Genomic DNA, 26112 nt, shown 5'->3' with positions numbered 1-26112 from the left:
CTTTTTTAACAGAGTGGGGAGGATACTGACTTGAATAAAAAGACTATAATTCGTACATTTGAAAAAATTGCATTGTATATGGAGTTACTTGGAGAAAACCATTTTAAGGTAGCTGCGTTCAGGAAAGCCGCTTCGATTCTGGAATTGGACACAAGAAGTCTCGCTGAAATGGATGATATCTTGTCGTTGAAGGGAATCGGTAAAGGAACCGGTGCAGTCATTACTGATTTAATGGAAAAAGGAACTTCAGATGTTTTGACGGAACTTGAAGAGAAGGTTCCAAAAGGTTTGATCCCTCTCTTGAATATTCCTGGACTCGGCGGCAAGAAAATAGCCAAACTACGGGAAGCGTTGAATATAGATTCGATTGAATCTCTTCAAGCAGCTTGCGAAAGACAAGAGGTAAGTAAAATTCCGGGATTCGGCAAAAAGACTGAAGAAAACATATTGCGTGAAATTGAAATACTCTCAAGTCGTTCCGGCAAGACGCCAATTTGGCAAGTAACAAAAATCGTGGATATCGTTCAGGCTGAATTACAGCTGATCGATGAAATTCAGAAGTATCAAGTAGCGGGCAGTTATCGTAGGCGAGAAGAAGAAAGTTCGGATGTGGATTGGATTCTCGTAACGGAAGAACCGCAAATCGTTCGTGAAAAAATCTTGGCTGCGTTACCGATCGAAAAAGTAATCGCAGCGGGCGATGCTAAACTATCGATTTCGCTTGATACAGAACACCCAATCGATGCAGATTTTCGTTTTGTCACGGAAGCTCAATTCGCGACAGCACTTCATCACTTTACTGGCTCTGCTGCGCATAATATACGGATGCGTCAGTTGGCTAAAAATCGTAAACAGAAAATTAGTGAGTACGGAGTAGAAGATGAAACAGGACATGTGCAGACGTTTTCTAGTGAAAAGGAATTTCTCGCTCATTTTGATTTGCCATTTATTCCACCAAGTATTCGCAAAGACGGTACGGAACTCGACCGGGCAAGTGAGATTTCTACACTTGTCACACCTGAACTGATTCGTTCCGATCTTCATATGCACACTACTTGGTCGGATGGCGGGCATTCCATAGAAGAAATGGTGCAAGCCTGCCGTGCAAAAGGCTATTCACATATGGTTATCACCGATCATTCACAGTATTTAAAAGTAGCTAACGGTTTAACACCTGAGCGTTTAGTAAAGCAAATTGAGGAAATTCGCGAAGTGAACGCGAAGTATAATGACATCGAAGTATTCTGCGGAACCGAGATGGATATTCTTCCGGATGGGACATTAGATTTTGATGATGAAATTCTTGAGCAACTAGACTTTGTCATTGCGTCGATTCACTCAAGTTTCAATCAACCACAGGAGCAAATCATGGAGAGATTGCATGCTGCTTGTCAGAATCCTCACGTGCACATGATTGCCCACCCAACAGGCCGTATAATAGGCCAGCGTGAAGGATATAATCCGGATATCGAACAGCTCATTAAGTGGGCGAGCGAATACGGCAAAATATTAGAAGTGAACGCAAGTCCATATCGTTTGGATTTACGCACAGAACACGTAATCCAAGCGATGGAAGCTGGTGTCAATATTGCGATCAATACAGATGCGCATGCGATAGAACAACTTGACATTATGCCAATTGGCGTAGAGTACGCCCAAAAAGCTTGGCTTCCTGCTGAACAGGTAGTCAACACATGGGCACTTGAAACATTTATTGAGAAAGTGATTCGTAGATGAAAGGAAGTGTAAGACATTGGAAAAGCGTGTCTTAAAAACACTTGAATTTGATAAAATCATTCAACAAGTAGCGGCACAATGTACGTCCATTGCGGGCCGTGCACATATAGAGCAGTTAGTACCTTCAACAAACCTTGAAGATGTCAATCGGTTACTTGAGGAAACAGACGAAGGGTTGGCACTCTTGCGAATTCGCGGCAATGTCCCGATGGGTGGAATCCACGATATTCGATCCCACGCTAAACGAGCACAAATTGGCGGAATGTTAAGCGCCATGGAACTAGTGGAAATTGCAGACACGATCCGAGCGAGTAGAATTCTACGTCAGTTTTTAGAGGCTGTTATGGCTGAAGGTGAGATTTCTATTCCCCATTTAATCGCACGTAAAGAAGCGATGCCGATCCTGACAGCAATTGAACATGAGGTCAATGCGGCAATCGATGATAATGGTCGAGTGATGGACAGTGCTTCATCCGCGTTACGTTCAATTCGCCAGAGCTTGCGTATTCAAGAAAGTCGCGTGCGTGAACGTCTTGAAAGTTATACGAGAGGGAAGAACGCATCGAAAATGTTATCTGACGCAATCGTCACGATGCGTAATGATCGGTATTGTATTCCAGTTAAAGCAGAATATCGTTCTCACTATGGCGGTGTAATTCACGATATGTCATCATCTGGCCAAACACTATTCATCGAGCCAGATGCAGTCGTACAAGCGAATAATGAGATTCGTGAACTGAAAGTCAAAGAGCAAGAAGAAATCGAAAAGATTTTGCTTGCCTTATCAGCCAGTATTCAAGAAATCGCTCATGAGCTATTCACATTAGTGCAGCTATTGGCAGAAGTAGATGTCATTTTAGCAAAAGCCAAATACGGTACTGCAAATAAATGTACAAAACCAGCAGTTAACGCAGATGGCTATATGCGACTCTCTAAAGCGCGTCACCCACTTCTACCAATTAATGAAGCAGTAGCGAATACAATTGAATTCGGTACCGACGTTACAACGATTGTGATCACCGGTCCGAATACAGGTGGTAAGACAGTTACGCTAAAAACAGTTGGACTTTGTACATTGATGGCGCAATCAGGTCTGCCTATTCCAGTACTCGATGGTTCTGAAATTGCAGTCTTTGATTCTATATACGCAGATATCGGTGATGAGCAATCGATCGAACAGAGCTTAAGTACATTTTCATCCCATATGGTTAATATCGTGGATATATTGAAGAAGTTCGACGACCGCTCTCTATTATTGTTTGATGAATTAGGCTCAGGGACAGATCCTCAAGAAGGTGCTGCCCTTGCTATTTCCATTTTAGATGAAGTGCATGGTACTGGCGCACGAGTGATGGCGACCACACACTATCCGGAACTAAAAGCGTATAGCTTTAACCGGCCAGGTGTAACCAATGCAAGTGTTGAATTCGACATCGACACGTTGAGCCCGACTTATCGTTTACTGATTGGTGTACCGGGACGAAGTAATGCATTTGAAATTTCCAAACGACTAGGTTTACAAAGTCATGTAATCGATCGTGCAAAGAGCTTTACAGGAGAAAATCGTGGAGAAGTAGATTCTATGATTGCCTCCCTTGAAACGAGTCGTGTGCAATCCGAAAAAGACGCTGAACGTACACATGACGTACTTTTAGAAACAGAAAAGCTGAAAAGAGAATTACACGATAAATTACAAGAATTCGAAGAGCAAAAAGACCGATTAACAGATGCGGCAAAAGAGAAAGCCAAAAAAATCGTAGATCAGGCAAAAACAGAATCTGAAGCGGTTATTTCAGATCTACGTGCTCTACGAATGACTGCAGGAGCTAGTGTGAAAGAGCATGAGTTAATCGAAGCTCGGAAACGTTTGGAAGGCGCTGCACCTGAAGAAAAGAAAAAGAAAACCATTAAAGCTCAAGCAGGACCTCGTCCATTACAACAAGGGGACGAAGTGAAAGTACTCGCATATGGACAAAAAGGAACACTTGTCGAAAAAGTATCAGAAAAAGAATGGATCGTACAAATTGGTATTTTGAAGATGAAATTACCGGAATCTGGATTGCAGTATACGAAGCCTGAAAAAGAAAAGAAACATGTTACAGTCTCAGCAGTTAGGGATCGTTCCGAACATGTGAAAATGGAGCTTGACTTACGTGGTGAACGATATGAAGATGCTCTTGTGCGAACCGAGAAGTATATTGATGATGCGTTATTGTCCAACTACCATCAAGTGAACATTATTCACGGTAAAGGGACGGGGGCACTTCGACAAGGCGTTCAACAATATCTAAAAAAACATTCACGCGTGAAATCCTATCGCTTTGGCGAAGCAGGCGAAGGTGGCAGTGGCGTTACCGTAGTAGAATTAAAATAAATGAAACCTTTCAGCTGCTTGTACCGTATGACAAGCAAAAGAACATAAAGAAGGTGTAGCATTATGAATCATACGGGATTTTGGAGTCATCCATTAGTTGAGACTGCTGGGTATTTCAGTGTCGTTACACTGTGCTTGATCGTGTCGATGGTGCTATTTGAAATCGTAACAAAATATAAAAACTGGGAAGAGATCCGTAAAGGGAATTTGTCAGTGGCGATGGCGACTGGTGGAAAAATATTTGGTGTCGCTAATATTTTTCGCTATTCTATCGAGCAGCACAATAGTCTGCCGCAGATGATGGGTTGGGGCTTATTCGGTTTCGTACTTCTCGTCTTTGCCTATTTGCTGTTCGAATTCCTAACGCCGAAGTTCAAGGTAGATGAGGAGATTCAGGCGGACAATCGCTCAGTTGGCTTCATCTCACTCTGTATTTCGGTAGGTCTGTCATTCGTCATAGGCGCCAGTATTTCATAGGAGACCGCATATTATGGAAAGATTAATTAAAATACTATTAGTAGTCTGTGTACTCTTCGTCCTCGTCGGAGTCTACTGGCTCTTCAACAACACACCTTGACCTCGGTCTTGGTGTTTTTTAGTATTTGAAATATGGGAGAACAAAAACAAAAAGAGGATAGTTACATAGGTATTGCATGGGGATCGAAGCTTCAAGTGGCGGATGCTTTCCCGCGGGACCGCATCTCTTCTGAAGCGGAAATCCCAACGCAAGATAATATTAACCTCTCTATTTATAAAATGTATAAAGGTAATTACTCTCACATAGACTAAGAGGTATGTATGTAAACGAATAAAGCGCTTTCATATTTATCTTGTAAACTAATTAGTTTATCGATATACTAATGAATAAGGAATGTTCAAACAATTACATTGACGTAAAGGAGTTGTATAGATGACAAAAAAACCTTGGCTTGCTGCATATCCGAAAGAAATTCCGACTACTTTAGAATATGAAGATATTCCATTGCAAGACTATCTAACGAGGTCCAGCAAAAAGTATTCAAATAACACAGCGATTCATTTTATGGGGAAAGATATCACGTTCAGAGAATTTCACGAGTCTGCTCTAAAATTTGCAACCTATTTGCAAAAATTAGGGGTTGAGAAGGGTGACCGCGTAGCTATCATGCTTCCGAACTGTCCACAAGGTGCTATCGCATACTTTGGAATTCTCTACGCAGGTGCTATTGTAGTGCAGACAAATCCTTTGTATACAGAGCGGGAATTGCACTACCAACTTTCTGATTCAGGTGCAAAAGTGATTATTTCACTGGATATTTTGTTCCCTCGCGTCACGAAAGCAATGAATGGAACTGCGCTTGAAAATATAATAATTACGGGGATTAAAGATTATCTCCCATTCCCTAAAAATCTAGTATATCCATTCATTCAGAAAAAAGAGCATAAGTTGACGGTTAAAGTGGAGCATCGTGGTATTCACCATTTATATACCGAAATAATGAAAACGACACAACCTGATCCGATTCATATAGCGTATGAGAAAGGGGATATTGCATTATTGCAGTATACCGGAGGAACTACAGGACCGCCAAAAGGTGTGGAACTGACTCATACCAATTTAATTAGCAATACTGAGATGTGTAGTGCCTGGTTATACAAAACAACGGATGGCCAAGAAACGATTATGGGGATTCTACCGTTTTTCCACGTATATGGTATGACGACGGTTTTGATTTTCGCAGTAATGAAAGGTCATAAAATGGTCTTGATTCCCAAGTTTGATTTTAAGACTGCATTGAAAGATATTGATAAACAAAAACCCACATTATTCCCAGGTGCACCGACGATCTATATTGGTCTGTTGAATCATCCTGATTTGGAAAAGTACGATCTTTCTTCTATTAAAGCATGTATCAGTGGATCTGCTGCATTACCCATTGAGGTGAAAGAAAAGTTTGAAGCGGTAACCGGTGGAAAGCTTGTAGAAGGTTATGGCTTAACAGAGACCTCTCCAGTAGCTATGGCGAACTTTGTGTGGGATGGACTAGAAAAGCGAGGCTCTATCGGTGTTCCGTGGCCTGATACAGATGCATGTATTCTTGGACCAGGCTCATCAGAATCGTTGCCAATAGGAGAAATTGGAGAAATTGCGATAAAAGGACCTCAAGTAATGACAGGTTATTGGAATCGGCCAGACGACACACAGGAATCATTCCGTGATGGATGGTTTTTGACAGGGGATCTAGGGTATATGGATGAAGACGGTTATTTCTATGTTGTTGATCGTAAAAAAGATATGATTATCGCAAGTGGATTTAATGTCTATCCACGTGAGATTGAAGAAGTCCTATATGAACATCCCGCAATTCAAGAATGTATCGTAGCAGGTGTACCAGATCCTTACCGTGGTGAAACAGTTAAAGCTTATATTGTTTTAAAAGAAGGATATTCCATAACGGAAAAAGAATTAGATACGTATTGCAGAAAACAGCTTGCTGCATTTAAAGTTCCAAAGCATTATGATTTTCGCGAAGATCTTCCTAAAACAGCAGTAGGTAAAATCTTGCGTAGAACATTAGTAGAGGAAGAACGAAGAAAATTAACGGAAGTTCAAGATTCATTAAAAAGTTCATAACAAAATGCTTGACTATAACCCAAAAGAATATTAATATGAAAATATGAATGAATCATCATTCATATTTTCTTTTTGGTGGTGAATCATTAATGAAGCGAACAAAACCTAAATATAAACAAATTGTGGATGCTGCAGTAATTGTTATTGCAGAGAATGGATACCACCAAGCACAAGTCTCAAAAATAGCTAAAGAAGCTGGAGTTGCGGATGGAACCATTTATTTGTACTTTAAAAATAAAGAAGACATTCTCATATCCGTATTCAGAGAAAAAATGGCGATTTTTGTAGAAAACATTAAAGAAATTTTAAAGAAAGATCTTCCAATCGCAGAAAAACTGCAATTAGTTGTAGAAAATCATTTTACAGTACTACAAGAAGATCCTCATTTAGCGATCGTCACACAATTGGAACTCAGACAGTCAAATAAAGATCTGCGATTCCAAATCAATAATGTGTTGAAAGAATATATGGTTTTGTTGGATACTTTGCTTGAAGAAGGGGTAGAGAAAGGAGAGTTATCTCCTAAACTTGACCTTAGGCTAGCAAGGCAGATGCTATTTGGCACAATGGACGAGACAATTACCTCTTGGGTGATGAACGAACAGAAATTTGATTTAACTAGCTTAGCCCCAAAAGTTAGCTACATGCTATTGCATGGCTATGAACAACAGTAAGCATTGCATTAAAGGAGAGATAGTAGATGACATTGATTAACTTGGAGAAAGACGGACATGTCGCATTAGCGAAAATTGACCATCCACCGGCGAACGCACTGTCTTCGAAATTGATTGAAGAAGTGGATCAGCTGTTAACCAGCGTAGAGCACGACGACGATGTTCGCGTTGTTGTTCTATATGGTGAAGGTCGATTCTTCTCAGCGGGTGCAGACATTAAAGAATTCACAACAGTCGACACAGGCGCAGCATTCTCGAACCTTTCTAGTAAAGGACAAGAAGTTTTCGAGCGATTAGAAAACTTCCCTAAACCTGTAATCGCTTCCATTCATGGAGCAGCACTTGGTGGTGGTTTAGAGCTTGCGATGGCTTGCCATATCCGCTTAGTTACGAAGAGTGCAAAGCTAGGTTTGCCGGAATTGCAATTAGGCCTTATTCCTGGGTTTGCAGGTACGCAACGTTTGCCACGTTTGGTTGGTGTAGCGAAGGCAGCAGAAATCATGTTGACGAGTGATCCAATCTCAGGTGAAGATGCAGTACAGTGGGGACTTGCAAATCATGCATATTCAGACGAAGAACTTTCAGCTGAAACTTTGAAGATGGCGAAGAAGATTTCTCAGAAGAGCCCGATCGCAGTGAAACATGCATTACGTATGCTTTCCTACTCAAAAGATAAGTCATTTTATGAGGGTGTGGAAGAAGAAGCGAAATCATTTGGAGAAGTTTTCGTCTCTGAAGATGCCAAAGAAGGTATTCAAGCATTTATTGAAAAACGTCAACCTACATTTAACGGGAAGTAATTATCGAATAGGAGGTTCTATTAATGAACATTTATGCATTAGTAAAAAGAACATTTGATACGGAAGAAAAAATTTCAATTTCAAACGGTGCCATTGCTGAAGATGGTGCAGAATTCATTATCAACCCATACGATGAGTACGCAGTAGAAGAAGCTATTAAACTACGTGATGAACACGGCGGGGAAGTAACTGTACTATCAATCGGAGACGAAGATTCCGAGAAACAACTACGTACAGCATTGGCGATGGGTGCAGATAAAGCGGTACTCATCAATATTGAAGACGACATTGATGATATTGACGAATACACATCAGCGAAAGTCATTGCAGATTACCTAAAAGACAAAGATGCTGATCTAATTCTTGCAGGTAACGTAGCAATCGATGGCGGTTCAGGACAAGTAGGACCTCGTGTAGCAGAATTGCTTGGCATTAACTATGTCACGACAATTACTGAATTAACGATAGACGGAACGAACGCAACTGTTGTACGAGACGTAGAAGGGGATTCGGAAACTATTGAAACATCCCTGCCACTTCTTGTCACAGCACAACAAGGTCTGAACGAACCACGTTACCCTTCTTTGCCTGGCATTATGAAAGCAAAGAAGAAACCTCTTGAAGACCTAGAGTTCGATGATCTAGATTTAGAGGAAGATGACGTAGAAGCGAAGACTGAAACAAAAGAAGTCTTCCTACCACCTGCAAAAGCAGCGGGGCGTGTACTTGAAGGAGAGCCAGCAGATCAAGCGGCTGAACTTATAAAATTATTGCGTAACGAAGCGAAAGTAATTTAATTCATATAGAGAACCGTAATTAGGAGGGACTACATTATGTCAAAGAAAATGTTGGTATTAGGTGAAGCACGTGATGGAGAACTACGTAACGTATCATTTGAAACAATTGCAGCAGCAAAGAATATTTCAGGTGGCGGAGAAGTTGTCGCTGTTCTTATAGGGGACCAAGTTCAGTCACTTGGAGAAGAAATGATTCATTATGGGGCGGATCGTGTAGTAACGGTTGAGCACCCACATTTGAAGCATTACACGCCAGACGGCTTTGGCCAAGCGTTCTTAGCAGTCTACGAAGACGAATCTCCCGACGGTGTTGTATTCGGACACACAGCTATGGGTAAAGACTTATCACCCAAAATTGCAAGTAAGCTTGGAACTGGATTAATTTCAGATGTGACAAAGATTGAAGGAGAAGGCGATGATGCAGAATTCATCCGCCCAATTTATTCTGGTAAAGCATTTGAAAAAGTGGAAATTAAAGAAGGTCTGCAATTTATCACAATCCGTCCGAACAACATTGAGCCGTTAGCACATGATGCAAGCCGCTCAGGTGACGTAACAGCGAAAACTGTGGATATTACAAACTTACGTTCTATTATTAAAAACGTAGTACGTAAATCCACAGAAGGTGTAGATTTATCTGAAGCTAAAGTTATCGTAGCTGGCGGCCGTGGAGTCAAAGGACCTGAAGGGTTCGAGCCTTTAAAAGAATTGGCAAATCTTTTAGGCGGTGCAGTCGGCGCTTCACGTGGAGCGTGTGACGCAGACTACTGCGACTATTCACTACAGATTGGTCAAACGGGTAAAGTAGTTACTCCAGACTTGTATATTGCAGCAGGAATTTCTGGAGCGATCCAGCACGTAGCAGGTATGTCCAACTCGAAAGTCATTGTGGCAATCAACAAAGATCCAGAAGCGAACATCTTTAAAATTGCAGACTACGGTATCGTAGGGGACATCTTCGAGATCATTCCGATCATGATTGAAGAAATTCAAAAGATCAAAGTCAGCTAATGAATGGGTACAGGCATTTTTTTAGCTCCTTCTATACCTCCATGATACAATACGAATATAGTTAAAGACTAAAGGAGGAAATAAGAATGGCAATTATTAATGCAACTGATTCGAACTTTGCTGAAAACGTAAAAGAAGGCGTAGTACTAGTGGACTTTTGGGCACCTTGGTGTGGACCATGTAAAATGATCGCTCCTGTACTTGAAGAACTTTCAGGTGAACTTGAAGGAAAAGCGAACATTGTAAAAGTGAACGTGGATGATAACCAAGCAACTGCTAGCCAGTTCGGTATCATGTCGATTCCAACACTACTTCTTTTTAAAGATGGAGAAGTAGCTGAGAAGGTAGTTGGCTTCCAACCTAAAGAAGCACTTGCACAACTAGTAGAAAAACACGCATAAATACAAGAGACCGGGCCGCAAGAGCAGCCCGGTCTTTTAGTAGGTGAAAATAATGAATGAAATCATTGAGCACAAACTTTCGATCCTCCCCGAATTGCCGGGTTGCTATTTTATGAAGGATCGTCAAGGTACTGTCATTTATGTCGGGAAAGCAAAAGTGTTGAAAAATCGTGTACGTAGCTATTTCACAGGTTCCCATGATGGCAAGACACAGCGATTGGTCGGGGAAATAGAGGACTTTGAATATATAGTTACCAATTCTGAAATTGAAGCATTAATTTTAGAGTTGAACATGATTAAGAAATACGATCCAAAATACAATATCATGCTTAAAGATGACAAAACATATCCTTACTTGAAAATCACTAACGAACGTCATCCGAAGTTAATCATTACACGTAAAGTGAATAAAAAATCCGGTAAATATTTCGGACCGTATCCTAATGCTACGGCCGCTCATGAAACGAAAAGGTTACTGGATCGCTTATATCCATACCGCAAATGTCAAAGTATTCCTACAAGGGCGTGTTTGTACTATCATATCGGTCAATGTCTTGCGCCTTGTATTAAAGAAGTGCCTGCCGATGCATATACCGAAATGATTGCAGACATTACACGATTCCTCAATGGCGGTTATAAAGAAGTGAAAAAAGAACTTCAACAAAAAATGAATGAAGCAGCGGAAGAATTAGAATTTGAACGGGCGAAAGAATATCGTGATCAAATAACTAATATCGAAACCGTTATGGAAAAGCAGAATATGAATGCGAATGATTTTACAGATCGTGATATTTTTGGTTATGCAGTTGATAAAGGCTGGATGTGTGTGCAGGTGTTCTTCGTCAGACAAGGTAAAATGATAGAACGCGATGTATCCATTTTTCCAGCCTATCAAGATCCTGAAGAAGAATTACTGACGTATCTCGGCCGTTTCTATGGAGAAGCTCAACATTTATTGCCGAAAGAAATACTTCTTCCGGAAACCGTTGATTTTGCGTTAGCAGATCAATTGCTTGATACGACTGTGTTAATACCACAACGTGGAAAGAAAAAAGAACTTGTCAAACTCGCTGCCAAGAATGCGTCTATTGCATTGAGTGCCAAATTCCAAATAATCGAGCGTCAAGAAGAACGTACAATTGGTGCATGTGAAGAACTTGGAGAAGCGATGAATATCAGTACGCCTCTTCGCATTGAAGCGTTTGATAACTCCCATACACATGGCGTGGAACCGGTATCCGCGATGATATCTTTTGTTGATGGAAGACCTAATCGCAAAGATTATCGAAAGTATAAAACCAAAACTGCTGCAGCCCATGATGATTATGGCGCAATGCGTGAAGTCGTTAGACGACGCTATACACGTGTATTAAAAGATCAGTTGCCTTTACCTGACTTAATTGTCATTGATGGTGGGAAAGGGCAGATGGAAATTGCTCGTGAAGTGCTAGAAGATGAACTCGGGCTTTCTATTCCGATAGCTGGACTGGCTAAAGATGATAAACATAATACAGCGCAATTACTGTACGGTCATCCGCCAGAAATAGTCCAATTAAAGAAAACAAGTGAAGCATTTTACTTATTACAACGTGTTCAAGACGAAGTGCATCGATTTGCTATTACGTTCCACAGACAGCGGCGGGGGGCATCTTCACTCACTTCTTCACTTGATGGAATTGAAGGTGTTGGACCGAAACGTAAACAGCAATTACTGAAACACTTTAAAACAGTGAAAGCAATTCGTGAAGCAACATCTGAACAATTAAAAGAAGCAGGGATGCCGAAGAAAGTAGCTGATGAGTTAATCGCTCACTTCCAGCAACCTGAAACAACTGAAAAGCCCCTGACTGAGTAATAAGTCAAGGGGCTTTCATTGATATATATAGTTTAGTTTTCAGATTACTAACAGACATTTGACTGTCGGTATTTTTTATTTGAATATCCAGTTAACGGAATTAGAGATAAAAATTTCAGGAATAAATAAGTTACGTAGTGTAAGAAAACGAAAAGCTGAATGCTCAAATCCTTACTCCTATGGGCTTCGAACTATGTCACGTGTTGTCGGATCATAGGGAAAAGCAATGTGTGATTCGACGTTTTTAGAAAAATCATAATCTACTATGAAAAGCACACAGCGTCTTGACCTGTCCTATACAGAGGAGTACAATATACATGTTATCATATTGTACCATGAAGAGAGATACTGGTGAATGCGAACCAAATAGAGAACCGCATCATTACAGTATAATCTCAGAAATAAGGGAGGGTAAAAGACTTGTCGAAAGAAACAGATTTTTTCTTACGCCGTCTACATTCGTTGCTTGGTGTAATTCCAGTTGGACTTTTTGTTGCCCAACATTTAGTAATTAACCATTTTGCAACACGCGGTGAGGAAGCATTCAACACAGCATCTAATTTTATGGGGAACTTGCCGTTTGTATTTTTCTTGGAATGGTTTATTATTTACATTCCACTCATGTTCCACGCTTTTTACGGAGTGTACATAGCTTTCTCAGCGAAATACAACGTGGGCCATTACAGTACTTTCCGTAACTGGATGTTCACGCTCCAACGGTTCACAGGCGTATTCCTAGTCATCTTCATTGCGTGGCACGTATACGAAACTCGTATTCAAAAGGCGCTTGGAACTGAAGTAGACTTCAACATGATGGCCGATATCTTGTCGAATCCATTTATGCTTGTATTCTATATCCTAGGTGTTGTTTCTGCTACTTTCCACTTAGCAAATGGACTATGGTCTTTCTGTGTTACTTGGGGAATTGCACAATCACCAAGATCACAAAAAATCGTATCTTACATCACAATAGTTATATTCTTAATACTTTCTGTAATTGGAATTCAAGCACTTCTAGCTTTTGTGTAAAAAACTAACTAATGAAATTACGTATAAATGAGGAGTGACACAATAATGGCAAAAGGCAGATTGATTGTCGTCGGTGGAGGACTAGCTGGACTAATGGCTACCATCAAATCAGCAGAAGCTGGTGTACCGGTTGACTTGTTCTCGCTAGTACCAGTAAAACGTTCCCACTCCGTATGTGCCCAAGGTGGCATTAACGGTGCTGTAAATACGAAAGGTGAAGGCGACTCTGTCGACATTCACTTTGATGATACAGTTTACGGTGGAGACTTCCTAGCGAATCAAAAACCAGTACAAGCAATGACGGCAGCAGCTCCTGGAATTATCCACTTATTGGACCGTATGGGTGTTATGTTTAACCGTACGCCAGAAGGTCTATTGGATTTCCGTCGTTTCGGTGGTACACTTCACCACCGTACAGCATATGCAGGTGCGACAACTGGACAACAATTACTGTATGCTCTTGATGAACAAGTGCGTTCTCACGAGGTAGCAGGACTAGTACAAAAATATGAGCACTGGGAATTCCTCGGAATTATTAAAGATGAAGAGGGTACATGCCGTGGAATCAAAGCTCAAAACATGAAGACAATGGAAATCCAAGCATTTAAAGCAGATGCTGTCATCATGGCTACAGGCGGCCCTGGTATTATCTTTGGTAAGTCTACAAACTCTGTGATCAACACAGGTTCTGCAGCATCCATCGTATATCAGCAAGGTGCAAAATATGCAAACGGCGAATTCATCCAAATTCACCCGACAGCAATTCCTGGAGACGACAAACTTCGTCTAATGAGTGAATCTGCACGTGGTGAAGGTGGACGAGTTTGGACATATAAAGATGGTAAGCCATGGTACTTCTTAGAAGAGAAATATCCGGATTATGGTAACTTAGTTCCGCGGGATATCGCAACACGTGAAATCTTCGACGTGTGTGTAAACCAAAAACTAGGTATCAACGGTGAAAACATGGTGTACTTGGATCTATCCCACAAGGACCCTAAAGAACTTGATATTAAACTTGGTGGAATTATCGAGATTTATGAAAAGTTCACAGGAGACGATCCACGTAAATTGCCGATGAAAATCTTCCCGGCTGTTCACTACTCAATGGGTGGATTATGGGTTGACGATCATCAGCAAACAAGCATCCCAGGTCTATTCGCAGCAGGCGAATGTGATTACTCACAACACGGTGCAAACCGTCTAGGTGCTAACTCATTACTATCTGCTATCTACGGCGGAATGGTCGCAGGACCAAACGCGATCGATTACATGAAGCATTTGAAGCGTACTGCTGATGAACTTCCTGGGACGATCTTCGAAGATGCAGTGAAAGAAGAGCAGCAGAAATGGGAAGACACTCTTAAGATGGACGGTACAGAGAATGCGTACGTTCTTCACAGAGAGCTTGGCGAATGGATGACTGACAACGTAACGGTTGTTCGTTTCAATGATAAGTTGAAGCAGACAGATGACAAAATTGTCGAGTTACTTGAGCGTTATGAAAATATTAACATTACGGATACACAGCAATGGTCGAACCAAGGAGCTATGTTTACACGTCAGTTGAAAAACATGCTATATCTAGCACGTGTAATTACTTTAGGCGCATTGAATCGTGATGAAAGTCGCGGTGCGCACTACAAGCCTGACTTCCCGAATCGTGATGATGAGAACTTCTTGAAAACAACAATTGCGGAATTTGATGGAGTATCTGCACCAATAATTTCGTATGAAGAAGTAGATACTTCTCTGATTCCTCCACGTATCCGCGATTACTCAGCGAAGAAAGGAGATTGACAAAAGTGAGCGAACAACAAACAGCAACTGCTACAAAAACTGTCGTATTTGACATTCATCGTCAAGATACTGCCACTTCACGCCCTTATGTAGAAAGATTTGAAGTTCCATATCGCCCGAATATGAACGTCATTTCGGCTCTAATGGAAATCAGACGTAACCCAGTAAATGCTAAAGGTGAAAAAACGACTCCTATCAACTGGGATATGAACTGTTTGGAGGAAGTTTGTGGTGCATGTTCAATGGTTATAAACGGTCGCCCTCGTCAGTCATGTACTGCGCTGGTAGATCAGTTAACACAACCTATTAAACTTGAGCCTATGCGTACATTCCCAGTCGTTCGTGACTTGGTTGTTGACCGTGAATTCATGTTCGATTCGCTAAAGCGTATCAAAGCATGGGTTCCAATCGATGGTACGTATGATCTTGGTGAAGGTCCTCGTATGCCTGAGCGTAAGCGTCAGTGGGCGTATGAATTATCTAAATGTATGACTTGCGGTGTATGTCTAGAAGCTTGTCCAAACGTAAACGACAAGACAAACTTCATGGGTCCTGCATTGATGTCACAAGTACGTTTATTTAATACACATCCAACTGGTGCAATGAACAAAGATGAGCGTTTGGCTACTGTTATGGGAGACGGAGGAATCACTGAGTGCGGTAACTCACAAAACTGTGTAGTTGCTTGTCCTAAGGGGATTCCATTGACGACTTCTATCGGTGCAATCGGTAGAGCCACAACAATCCAAATGTTCAAGAACTTCTTCGGAAGTGACCACCAAGTAGATTAATTGCTATAATCAAAGCTGTCCAGAAAGTCGTAACTCTACGACTTTTTGTGGCAGCTTTTTTGACGTTGGAATTAGTAGAGTGAGAATTGGTGTTGGGGTGCGGATTTGCGCTTCAGGGGGACGCTTGCCTGCGGGCATGGCTTGAGCTTCCTCTTCCGCTTCGCTACTTGCGGGATCTCAAGGTTCATGCTTATCCCGCGGGAGTCGCCAATCCTACGCGCAAATCCTTGCATTGCGAGTGGATATTACTTTTTGTTGATAATTGTAGTTAGTTCTGTACTTGATCTTAACAAAGTTCAAAGACAACAATAATATATACATTATTGTCAGTGAGTGTTCTACGTCCTTCCACTATAAAAGTAGGATTGAAGCGGAAGCTGGCTGCGACTCCCGATGGATCAGCGAAAGCCTTGAGACTCTGGACGAAGCGAAGCGTAGGAAGCGGCTCAAGCCGAGCCCATGGGAAAGTGTCCGCCAGCTGGAGCTTCAATCCCTTCGTACTCACTAGCTAACTCATCATTGCCAGTAATGTTAGTTATGTCATTTGACGTTAATTTGTATTTTGATATAATAAGGCAATGAATAATCATTCATTATGAAGGGGTGCATGTAAATGAGAGAAAGTTATATTGATGATTTAGAGGAATGGATAGAAGGATTTCATTTTCATGCCGATGTTTCAGTGCGTTTTTCAGAGACGGATATGTATGGACATTTGAATAACACGAAAGTATTTGCCTATTTTGAGTATGCAAGAATTGAGTTTTTGAAACATCTAAACCATATGGCAAAGTGGATCGATCCGAAGGGCACAACCATTCCAATCGTAGCGGATTTGCAATGCGATTTTGCGAAGCAAGTGTACTTTGACGAGAAGCTACAGATCCATGTGAAAGCTAATAGTATGGGCACGAGTTCAGTTGATCTGCACTATATGGCTAAGAATGAACGCGATGAAATCGTCTTTACAGGTAGAAGTGCTATCGTTCAAATTGGAAAAGGTGATGGAAGACCTGTTGCATGGACAGAAGAAGAAAAACGCATGTTTCTAGAAAACTCGTAAAAGCCTACACAGCCGCCCTTACGCTTACATATCCTAAGGGGAAAGCGTAAAGAGGAGGGGCGCATCTTGGATGAAATGCAAAACCGTTCTTTATTAACAAATCGGGAACGACAAATTTTCACTTTGCTGGTAGATGATTTTACAACAAAAGAAATTGCTGGACAGCTGACCATTAGTGAGAAGACCGTACGAAATCACATTTCGAATACGATTCAAAAGCTAGGTGTATCAGGCAGAGCACAGGCAATCGTTGAATTATTGCGATTGGGAGAATTACAGCTGAATTAAAAATGATGCCCTGCTTAGGATAATAGACCAATTTTGTGCAATCGGTGTCAATTACTTGTCCTCTAACATAAAATCGAAGGAAAAAATGTTGCGTTCATCAATGAAAACGGTACAATGAAAAGATAGGACTCATTTCAGGGAGCTGATTTTTTGTTGAATGAACAGAAAAACGTACCAACTGATATCGTAAAGATGGAAAAAGACTTACGATACATTGCGTCCATCATTAAGGAACAAGGTCGAAAAATATTAAAGAAATCTACAATTACACCTCCTCAATTTAGCGCTCTTCAATGGTTGTTGGAACATGGTGATATGACCATCGGAGATCTATCGAATAGAATGTTCCTAGCATTTAGCACCACGACGGATTTAGTAGACCGAATGGAAAATAGTCAACTAGTGAAGCGGGTGAGGGATGAAAAGGATCGTCGGGTTGTCCGTGTTCATTTATTACCTGAAGGAATACGGATTATTGAAGAGGTCATACAGAAGAGACAAGAGTATTTGCAAGATGTTCTTGTGAATTCAAATGAGCAGGAAATTCAGCAATTCTCAGGATTGCTGGCTACACTACACGAACAGATGACAAGAGATTGAGGGATTACATTGAACGCACCTATTGGAGTAATTGATTCGGGAGTTGGCGGACTGACAGTTGTAAGAGAGTTGCGCAACTACCTACCGAATGAACCTATTATTTACATTGGCGATGATGCACGTTGTCCGTATGGTCCACGGCCTGCGGAAGAAGTGTTGCAATTTACAATGGACATGGTAAACAGTTTGGCGCAAATGGGTATAAAAATGCTCGTTATTGCGTGTAACACTGCGACTGCTATCGCGCTAGAAGAAGTACGAAAACAATTTGATTTTCCTGTTGTCGGTGTGATTGAACCAGGGGCTAGAGCAGCTGTCAATGCGTCACAAACAGGTGAAATTGCTGTGCTAGGCACAGAAGGCACGGTGAAAAGTCAAGCGTATGATCAAGCGATTCAAGCTCTGAAATCCGAAGCCAAAGTCCATTCACTTGCGTGTCCGGAATTTGTGCCAATAGTTGAAAACGGAGAATATCGTACACAGGCAGCAAGGAATATAGTCGACAAGACGTTATTGCCCTTGCATAGCTATTCGTTTGATTCTGTAATTCTTGGCTGTACACATTATCCATTATTACAAGAACATATTGAAGCACATTTCTCCAATCAAAAGAATGTTATTTCTTCAGCGGCGGAGACCGTGATTGATGTTGAACGGATTCTTGAAGCGAAGCAATTACTATCGATTTCAGCGGAAGAACCGATATTTTATACAACAGGATCGATGGATAAGTTTCAAGTCATTGTTGAAGATTGGCTTGCCATTCCTCATCCTGACGTACGCAAGCTAACTTTTTAACATATATAGCAGTACCCGGAAACAGTACGTCGTTTTCGGGTTTTTTGCTGTGAATATGGTAAGATGGATTGAACGTAGACTGGAAGAACTGGTCACACCAAATAAATGGATCAAAATGGAGGATATTGCATGCGACATGATGGAAGAGCAACAGAAGATATTCGTACAGTAACAATCGAGAAGGATTATTTGATTCACCCAGAAGGTTCCGTACTGATTTCAGTTGGAAATACGAAAGTGATTTGTACAGCGACGATTGAAGATCGTGTACCGCCATTTATGCGTAATAGTGGAAAAGGATGGATTTCCGCTGAGTATTCCATGTTGCCACGCGCCACAGGACAACGGACAATCCGAGAATCTTCCCGCGGTAAAGTAGGCGGTCGTACGATGGAAATCCAGCGTTTGATCGGACGAGCTTTGCGTGCAGTGGTTGATTTGGATGCTATTGGTGAGCGTACGATTTGGATCGACTGTGATGTCATTCAAGCAGATGGTGGAACGCGAACGTCTTCCATTACAGGTGCATTCGTTGCCTTGGTCATTGCTGCGAATAAATTACAAATCGAAAAGAAGCTTCCCGTATTCCCGGTACGTGACTTCCTTGCTGCTACAAGCGTAGGGAAACTGGCTGACGGTCAATTGATCACAGATCTTGACTACGTAGAAGATTCTTCAGCTGACGTCGATATGAATGTTGTAATGACGGGACAAGGCCAATTCGTGGAACTGCAAGGGACAGGCGAAGAAGCTACTTTTTCCCGCGCGGAAATGAATGATTTATTGACGCTGGCTGAATTGGGAATTGAGCAATTGATTGCAATTCAAAAAGAAGTGTTGGGTGAATTGGCGGATAAGATCGGACAACAGGTAGGCGAAGCACAATGAATGAAGTATTAATCGCAACGAATAATAAAGGCAAGGCGAAAGATTTTGAAGTTCTCTTTCGCCCTTTAGGTATCACCGTGCTGACATTGCAAGATATCGAAGAATCGATTGATGTAGAAGAAACGGGGACCACTTTCGTTGAAAATGCCATACTAAAAGCAGAAACTGTTGCAAATTTACTAGGAAAAGTAGTAATTGCAGATGACAGTGGCCTAGAAGTCGATGTACTAAATGGCGAGCCAGGTGTCTACTCTGCACGCTATGCGGGCGAGCCATCGGACGATGAAGCGAATATCGATAAGTTGCTAGCTAAACTTGTTGAAGTGCCTGAAACGGCGCGTCAGGCACGTTTCCGATGTGTTCTGGCGATTGCCGGTCCTGGTATCAAGACAACTACTTATTCTGGCAGCTGTGAAGGTATCATTACGGATGAACGTCAAGGAACGAATGGATTCGGCTATGATCCAATATTTTATGTACCTAATAAAGAAAAGACGATGGCCGAATTATCCGCTCAAGAGAAAAGTGCCATCTCTCATCGCGGTGCGGCACTAGCTCAGCTAAAAGAACAGCTACCAGAATTTATCACGAGGTTAGGTGAAATAAAATGAAGCTGACTGTTTTAAGTGATTCACATGGCGACGTAAATACAGTAAAGCAGATTAAATCATTACAAGCAGACGCGATATTCCATTGTGGCGACAGCGAATTATCGGCAGAAGATCCATTGCTTAATGGAGTTCATGTTGTTCGTGGTAACTGTGACGCTGATGATCAGTTTCCAGCAACCATAGTACAGAAAGTGGGCGATGAGACTGTATTCATTGTCCACGGCCATGAACACGACGTTAAGCGCTCTATGCTCACCCTTTCTTACGCAGCAGCTGAGCAACAAGCAACCATTGCTTTATTCGGACATTCTCATTTATATGGGGCTGAGATGATCAACGGTGTATTATTCATTAATCCGGGAAGCACGACTCAACCACGTGGCGGTAGGGTAGCGACATACGCAGTCATCGAAATCGACGATGCTTATACTGTGAGTTTTTATAGCATGAACCACGAATTAAGAGACCAAATTATATTAAATAAATAGTTTTATGAAATAGTGTTGACTTATCTTTGGATTATGCATATAATAGTTCTTGTGCCTGTGGTTGCAGGTGTTTGTCTCAGTAGCTCAGCTGGATAGAGCAATGCCCTTCTAAGGCATCGGTCGGGGGTTCGAATCCCTCCTGGGACGTAATGAAATGAAATCTAGATAAGAATAAAAAAACACCGTAAACATTGTCAAAATCAATGTTTACGGTGTTTTTTTTGGTTGGAATTAAATTAGCAACACTTAATCGCGAAATTTTTTCAAATATATTACACTCTATACTCAAATTTCACGCATATTTGAATTCAAATGTCCTCAAACATCTTTACTGTGCTAATTGCATCTTCGGTTCTTAACTCCTTTACAATGTGTGCAAAATGTTGAGGTTCCCTTGCAATCGGGTTATGCCTTCGTTAATGAAAAAAGTATGAACTGGTAAATAACAGTCGATGGATATATTCAAAAAACGTCTAAAAGTGAAAATATACGGCAACATGAAAAGAAAAGCAGACTGAAAGGGTATCGAGCCAAAGAGCTAGGTATATTTACTTTCGGAATGCTTTTTTTGTTTATGCTTTTTATTTTATTATCATTGCGTTCAAGGAGTTGAATACCGGCAATGGAGCGGTGATCACCAGGTAAAAAAGCCTTTACCTAATGAGGGCGTTAACTATTTAGAGTTGTTCTAATGTATCTTTTCCTATGTAAAAGATACAAATAAAATGTTAACTATATCAAAAACTAAATATAGGTCTTAATTCTTAAAATTCAAAAACGCCTTGATTGTTGTCTTTAATTAAATTAGCATGAGGTTAGTAATTGATAACGATTATCATTATCAATATCAATTGCATCTCCTTAACTCGAAAGGAATGGGACAATGAGAGAGAGTCAATTAGAAGGTAAAATAGCTGTTGTCACGGGAGCATCCGGCGGTATAGGCCGATTAATAGTTGAGCGGCTAGCTGAACATGGGGCGGTGATAGCGGCGATCGATAAGGACAAAGATGAATTAGTTAAAAGTATTAGAAAGATGCAAGAAAGAGGATATCCAATTACAGCTTTTCCTTCAGATGTTACGGACCCAGTGATTGTAGAAGAAGTTATTTCTACAGTTGAGTCTAAGCTTGGACCGATAGATATATTGGTGAATGTGGCAGGATTACTGAAGTTAGATTTAATAGATAACTTGGATGTGGCGGATTGGGATGCAAGTTTTTCTGTGAATGCAACGGGTGTATTCCATATGTCGAAAATAGTCAGTAGGCAAATGATTCCACGTGAAAAGGGATCGATTATTACGGTAAGTTCCAACGCCAGCCACATTCCTAGAATTGGAATGGCGGCCTATGGAGCTTCGAAGGCGGCAGCAACAATGTTCACAAAATGTCTTGGTTTGGAACTGGCGAAGCATAATATACGCTGTAATGTTATTTCGCCTGGATCTACTGATACAAAAATGCTAAGAAAACTTTGGAGTAATGAAGAGGGAGAAATAGAAACGATAGACGGACAATCTGAGGTATATCGAGTAGGTATTCCACTTGGTAAAATTGGAACACCAACTGATATTGCGAATTCAGTATTATTTTTTGCGTCAGATGATGCATCACATATAACCATGCACGATATGGTTGTTGATGGTGGAGCCACACTAGGTGTTTAACGAGGAGGAAACAGAAATATGAGTAAAGTGAGTATGTCAAAGGTAAAATCGATTTTAGATGAATATGAATTAGGAGATTTCTTTTTATCATCGTCAAAGCGATCGATTATGGGGAAAGGCGTTTTCTCAGTTGTAAAGGAGACGTGGAAGACTAAAAATCAAATATGTAGTTTACCGGATAGAGTGGAAGAGGCGATTGAACAGGCGAAACGAGCAGGACATCCGCATCCGATTGTTGTAGGTGCAGTTCCGTTTGATTACTCGGAAGCATCAAAAATGATCATACCTGAGGATGTAAAAGTATCTACCGCATTGGTAAAAGATAGTGTCCAACCGGAAAATATTCCTTTGCAGCCGTATGAAATTCAGCATATTCCGGAGCCCAGTGAATATATGAAAGGTGTAAATCAAGGCCTAGATAAGATTTCGTCAGGACTAATAGATAAGATAGTTGTTGCTAGAGCCTTGAATTTTAAAACGAAAGAGCATATTGATGTAAAACAGATTTTAAAAAGGTTGGAACATCATAATAAGCAAGGATACACATTTGCTGTTGATATATCAGACGTTAATACGATTAGTAATAAGGAAACGGTATCAACAAATGGGAAACGTATATTAATTGGTGCGAGTCCAGAATTGCTTGTGTCTAAAAACGATTCAACATTATTCGCAAATCCATTAGCAGGCTCGAGACCTCGGAGTGATGATCCAATAGAAGATCAGCGTAGAGCGTTAGAACTTTTGGAATCTGAAAAAGATTTATATGAACACGCTGTGGTTGTCAATATGGTAAAAGAATCATTAGCTCCTTTTTGTGAATCGATGGATGTTCCAGAAATACCATCATTAATTAAGACAGAAGCAATGTGGCATCTGTCAACAGAAATATATGGAACGTTAAAACAGGCACAAACATCTTCTTTAGAATTAGGTATTGCGTTACATCCTACACCGGCGGTATGTGGACATCCGACAGAGTTAGCACGTGAAGCCATTTATGAGATTGAGCCGTTTAATAGAGGTTTTTTTGCTGGAATGGTCGGCTGGTGTGATGAAAATGGGAATGGAGAATGGATAGTCACGATTCGTTGTGCGGAAGTTGAAGAAAACGATATACGATTATTTGCGGGTGCAGGTGTAGTTGCTGGCTCCATTCCCGAGGAAGAATTGAATGAGACTGGAGCGAAGTTCAAAACAATGCTGGATGCTATGGGTATTGAAAAACTATAAGGGCATAGATATGTCGAAAACTAAGTAAACAGGGAGGAATACTTATGGAAGGGTGTCAACCATGGCCTGATGAAATAGCTGCATTTTATCGTGAAAAGGATTGTTGGCGTGGAGAAACATTTGGACAGATGCTTCGAGAAAGAGCAGAAGAGCACGGTAATAAGATTGCAATAACTGATGGGGGAAAACAAGTAAGTTATGAAACTTTGGATAAAAGAGTGGATCAACTTGCTTCCGGGTTTCAAAAGCTTGGTTTTAAAAAAGAAGATAGAGTAGTCATTCAAATTCCAAATACAGTTGAGTTTTTTGAGGTTTGTTTTGCCTTGTTCCGATTAGGAGTGTTGCCAGTATTTGCTTTGCCGTCGCACCGGTATAGTGAAATACAGTATTTTTGTGAGTTGTCCGAGGCAAAGGCTTATATAATGCCGGAAAACTTTTCCGGATATCATTATCATGAAATGGCTAAGACCATTCAGCGTGAAACAAGTACTTTAGAGCATATCATTACACTTGGTGAATCTGAAGAGTTGGAACAGTTAGCAGATCTTTATTTGGAAGAAGAGTATATTCAGCCTAATGTTTATCCAAATGACATCGCATTTTTACAATTATCTGGTGGTAGTACAGGGCTATCTAAATTAATTCCACGAACACATGATGAGTATATGTATAGTCTTCGTAAGAGTAATGAAATATGTCGAATGGATGAGAATAGTGTGTACCTTGCAGTTTTAGCAATTGCGCATAATTATCCATTGAGTTCACCGGGAGTGCTCGGTTCACTTTATGCAGGCGCAAGGATCGTGCTAGCAACAGGATCTAGTCCAGACGAGGCTTTCCCTATAATCGAAAAAGAAAAAGTAACGATTGTAGCACTTGTTCCACCGATAGCCATTATTTGGTTGGAAGCATTGAAGACACGTTCATATGATTTCACTAGTTTAGAAATCATTCAAGTTGGCGGAGCGCATTTCAATGCTGAAATAGCTAAACGAATGCAACAGACCTTTGGATGTAAGCTGCAACAAGTGTATGGGATGGCTGAAGGGTTGGTTAATTACACAAGATTAGATGATCCAGAAGAGACTATTATTAATACGCAGGGACGACCGATGTCACCCTACGATGAGATTCGTGTAGTTGACGAAGAGGATCGGGAAGTTGAACTAGGTGAAGTAGGTGAATTGTTAACTAGGGGCCCATATACTATTCGCGGATATTATAAGGCGGAACAACATAATGCTAAAGCATTTACGTCGAATGGGTTTTATCGCACAGGTGATTTAGTTAGCTTAGACGAAGCGGGAAATATTGTCGTTGAAGGTCGTATTAAGGACCAGATAAATCGTGGCGGTGAAAAGATAGCAGCTGAGGAAATGGAAGATCATATTGCTTCACATCCTAATGTATTTGACGTTGCTGTCGTCTCTATGCCGGATAAATTTCTTGGAGAGAGATCATGTGCGTTTGTTATCCCTAATGAGGGGATGATAACTAAAGTTGAAATGAAGGATTTTCTAATAAAAAGAGGGATCGCGGATTTTAAGATTCCTGACCGGGTTGAAATAGTGGATACCTTTCCACAAACATCATTTGGAAAGGTCAGTAAAAAAGCATTGCGTGAAATGATTACAAAGAAACTATCACCTATCTATAAATAAAATAAACGAAAAGGAAGTGATTACATGGGAATTCCTACTATTCCATCTTATCAAATGCCGAATATATCTATTTATCCAACAAATAAAGTGTCGTGGCAGGTGGATCCGGAGAGGGCAGTTCTGCTCATACATGATATGCAGAATTATTTTTTGAACTTTTATGATACGGAACAATCACCGATACCAGAATTGATCCATAATATCGCAAAATTGAAAGAGCAGTGCAAAAAGCAAGGGATTCCAGTTGCCTATACAGCGCAACCAGGGAATCAGAACGCGGCAGATCGGGCACTCCTAACTGACTTTTGGGGAAAAGGATTATCCGATGATCCAGCTCAAACAGGGATTATTAAAGATTTAGCACCAGATTCAAATGATTTAATGTTAACTAAATGGCGTTATAGTGCGTTTAAAAAATCAGATTTCTTGAATATATTAGAAAAGCAAGGGCGCGACCAACTAATTATTTGTGGAGTTTATGCCCATATAGGATGTTTAATGACGGCTGCAGAGGCATTCATGTATGATATACAGCCTTTCCTCGTAGCAGATGCGGTTGCCGACTTTTCATATGATGAACATAAAATGGCATTGGATTATGCCGCCAAACGTTGCGGTGTTACGACGTCTACAGATGAATTAATTAAAGTACTGTCGAAAGGTACAGAAAATAGCAATAATGAATCCCTTACATTTGAAACAATTCATGAGCAAGTTGCCTGCTTACTGGATATACAAGCGAAGGATCTATCAGACACAGATGATTTATTTTATATGGGGCTTGATTCTATTGGACTTATGAGTTTAGTTGAAGCATGGAGACAACAAGGTCTGGAAGTAAGCTTTATGGACTTAGTGGAAAGAAAAACTTTAGCTGAATGGCGTGATTTAATGGAAAGCCGAATGGTGAAAGTATAAATATAAAGGAGG

At 40.8% G+C, this 26112-nt stretch carries 25 protein-coding genes and 1 tRNA gene; all 26 read left to right on the top strand.

Annotation, left to right across the window (positions count from 1 at the left end; genetic code table 11):
- Positions 1-30: 30 nt before the first annotated feature.
- The 26 genes from polX (at position 31) to CSV72_RS04925 (ending at position 26100) form a co-directional block, all read left to right on the top strand.
- Positions 31-1737, top strand: a complete 1707-nt coding sequence (polX, locus tag CSV72_RS05045) for a DNA polymerase/3'-5' exonuclease PolX (protein WP_099677403.1) — start codon at positions 31-33, stop codon at positions 1735-1737.
- Between the two features lie 16 nt (positions 1738-1753).
- Positions 1754-4111, top strand: coding sequence for an endonuclease MutS2 (locus CSV72_RS05040; RefSeq protein WP_099677402.1), 2358 nt, complete (start codon positions 1754-1756; stop codon positions 4109-4111).
- A gap of 63 nt (positions 4112-4174) precedes the next feature.
- Positions 4175-4588, top strand: coding sequence for a DUF350 domain-containing protein (locus tag CSV72_RS05035; protein ID WP_029052954.1), 414 nt, complete (start codon positions 4175-4177; stop codon positions 4586-4588).
- Positions 4589-4720: 132 nt separating this feature from the next.
- A complete protein-coding gene (locus tag CSV72_RS16690) occupies positions 4721-4900 on the top strand; it encodes a hypothetical protein (protein ID WP_158232156.1) in 180 nt (59 codons plus the stop codon).
- Positions 4901-5021: 121 nt separating this feature from the next.
- Positions 5022-6725 (top strand): long-chain-fatty-acid--CoA ligase, encoded by a 1704-nt coding sequence (locus CSV72_RS05030; protein WP_099677401.1) that lies wholly within the window; start codon positions 5022-5024, stop codon positions 6723-6725.
- 89 nt (positions 6726-6814) lie between these two features.
- Positions 6815-7399 carry a fatty acid metabolism transcriptional regulator FadR gene (locus tag CSV72_RS05025; protein WP_099677400.1) on the top strand — a complete coding sequence of 195 codons (585 nt, stop codon included), beginning with the start codon at positions 6815-6817 and terminating at the stop codon, positions 7397-7399.
- A 26-nt stretch (positions 7400-7425) separates the two neighbouring features.
- Positions 7426-8199 (top strand): enoyl-CoA hydratase, encoded by a 774-nt coding sequence (locus CSV72_RS05020; protein WP_099677399.1) that lies wholly within the window; start codon positions 7426-7428, stop codon positions 8197-8199.
- Positions 8200-8222: 23 nt separating this feature from the next.
- The gene (locus CSV72_RS05015; protein WP_099632877.1) at positions 8223-8996 is read left to right on the top strand and encodes an electron transfer flavoprotein subunit beta/FixA family protein; all 774 of its coding nucleotides are present in this window, start codon (positions 8223-8225) and stop codon (positions 8994-8996) included.
- A 36-nt stretch (positions 8997-9032) separates the two neighbouring features.
- A complete protein-coding gene (locus tag CSV72_RS05010; RefSeq protein ID WP_099677398.1) occupies positions 9033-10007 on the top strand; it encodes an electron transfer flavoprotein subunit alpha/FixB family protein in 975 nt (324 codons plus the stop codon).
- 86 nt (positions 10008-10093) lie between these two features.
- Positions 10094-10408, top strand: a complete 315-nt coding sequence (gene trxA, locus CSV72_RS05005) for a thioredoxin (protein ID WP_029052960.1) — start codon at positions 10094-10096, stop codon at positions 10406-10408.
- Positions 10409-10460: 52 nt separating this feature from the next.
- Positions 10461-12263 carry an excinuclease ABC subunit UvrC gene (uvrC, locus tag CSV72_RS05000; protein ID WP_099677397.1) on the top strand — a complete coding sequence of 601 codons (1803 nt, stop codon included), beginning with the start codon at positions 10461-10463 and terminating at the stop codon, positions 12261-12263.
- Between the two features lie 420 nt (positions 12264-12683).
- Positions 12684-13292, top strand: a complete 609-nt coding sequence (locus tag CSV72_RS04995; RefSeq protein WP_099677396.1) for a succinate dehydrogenase cytochrome b558 subunit — start codon at positions 12684-12686, stop codon at positions 13290-13292.
- Between the two features lie 45 nt (positions 13293-13337).
- Entirely contained in the window at positions 13338-15092 is a 1755-nt protein-coding gene (gene sdhA, locus CSV72_RS04990) for a succinate dehydrogenase flavoprotein subunit (RefSeq protein ID WP_099677395.1), read from the top strand.
- Entirely contained in the window at positions 15089-15883 is a 795-nt protein-coding gene (sdhB, locus tag CSV72_RS04985) for a succinate dehydrogenase iron-sulfur subunit (RefSeq protein ID WP_199170054.1), read from the top strand. Before sdhA ends, sdhB begins: the two co-directional genes overlap by 4 nt.
- 613 nt (positions 15884-16496) lie before the next feature.
- Entirely contained in the window at positions 16497-16946 is a 450-nt protein-coding gene (locus CSV72_RS04980; protein ID WP_099677393.1) for an acyl-CoA thioesterase, read from the top strand.
- A 75-nt stretch (positions 16947-17021) separates the two neighbouring features.
- Positions 17022-17234: a helix-turn-helix domain-containing protein gene (locus tag CSV72_RS04975; RefSeq protein ID WP_085428963.1), complete on the top strand. Its 213-nt coding sequence runs from the start codon at positions 17022-17024 to the stop codon at positions 17232-17234.
- A gap of 192 nt (positions 17235-17426) precedes the next feature.
- Complete coding sequence (locus tag CSV72_RS04970) at positions 17427-17834, top strand: MarR family winged helix-turn-helix transcriptional regulator (RefSeq protein ID WP_099677503.1); 408 nt, start codon at positions 17427-17429, stop codon at positions 17832-17834.
- Positions 17835-17843: 9 nt separating this feature from the next.
- Positions 17844-18632, top strand: a complete 789-nt coding sequence (racE, locus tag CSV72_RS04965) for a glutamate racemase (RefSeq protein WP_099677392.1) — start codon at positions 17844-17846, stop codon at positions 18630-18632.
- Positions 18633-18761: 129 nt separating this feature from the next.
- Complete coding sequence (rph, locus tag CSV72_RS04960) at positions 18762-19520, top strand: ribonuclease PH (protein ID WP_099677391.1); 759 nt, start codon at positions 18762-18764, stop codon at positions 19518-19520.
- On the top strand, positions 19517-20131 hold the full coding sequence (locus tag CSV72_RS04955; protein WP_099677390.1) for an XTP/dITP diphosphatase: 615 nt from the start codon (positions 19517-19519) through the stop codon (positions 20129-20131). Before rph ends, CSV72_RS04955 begins: the two co-directional genes overlap by 4 nt.
- The gene (locus CSV72_RS04950; RefSeq protein WP_099677389.1) at positions 20128-20619 is read left to right on the top strand and encodes a metallophosphoesterase; all 492 of its coding nucleotides are present in this window, start codon (positions 20128-20130) and stop codon (positions 20617-20619) included. The genes CSV72_RS04955 and CSV72_RS04950 overlap by 4 nt, the downstream gene beginning before the upstream one ends.
- Before the next feature lie 73 nt (positions 20620-20692).
- Positions 20693-20766 (top strand) — tRNA-Arg (locus CSV72_RS04945).
- A gap of 736 nt (positions 20767-21502) precedes the next feature.
- Positions 21503-22288, top strand: coding sequence for a 2,3-dihydro-2,3-dihydroxybenzoate dehydrogenase (locus CSV72_RS04940; RefSeq protein WP_099677388.1), 786 nt, complete (start codon positions 21503-21505; stop codon positions 22286-22288).
- A gap of 18 nt (positions 22289-22306) precedes the next feature.
- Positions 22307-23521, top strand: coding sequence for an isochorismate synthase DhbC (gene dhbC / locus CSV72_RS04935; protein WP_099677387.1), 1215 nt, complete (start codon positions 22307-22309; stop codon positions 23519-23521).
- Between the two features lie 44 nt (positions 23522-23565).
- Positions 23566-25182, top strand: a complete 1617-nt coding sequence (locus tag CSV72_RS04930; RefSeq protein WP_099677386.1) for a (2,3-dihydroxybenzoyl)adenylate synthase — start codon at positions 23566-23568, stop codon at positions 25180-25182.
- A 24-nt stretch (positions 25183-25206) separates the two neighbouring features.
- The gene (locus tag CSV72_RS04925) at positions 25207-26100 is read left to right on the top strand and encodes an isochorismatase (protein WP_099677385.1); all 894 of its coding nucleotides are present in this window, start codon (positions 25207-25209) and stop codon (positions 26098-26100) included.
- Positions 26101-26112: the final 12 nt, after the last annotated feature.

It is taken from the genome of Sporosarcina sp. P20a (assembly GCF_002743175.1).
In the GTDB taxonomy this organism is placed as follows: Bacteria; Bacillota; Bacilli; order Bacillales_A; family Planococcaceae; genus Sporosarcina.
This window is presented reverse-complemented; position numbering and strand designations above follow the sequence as displayed.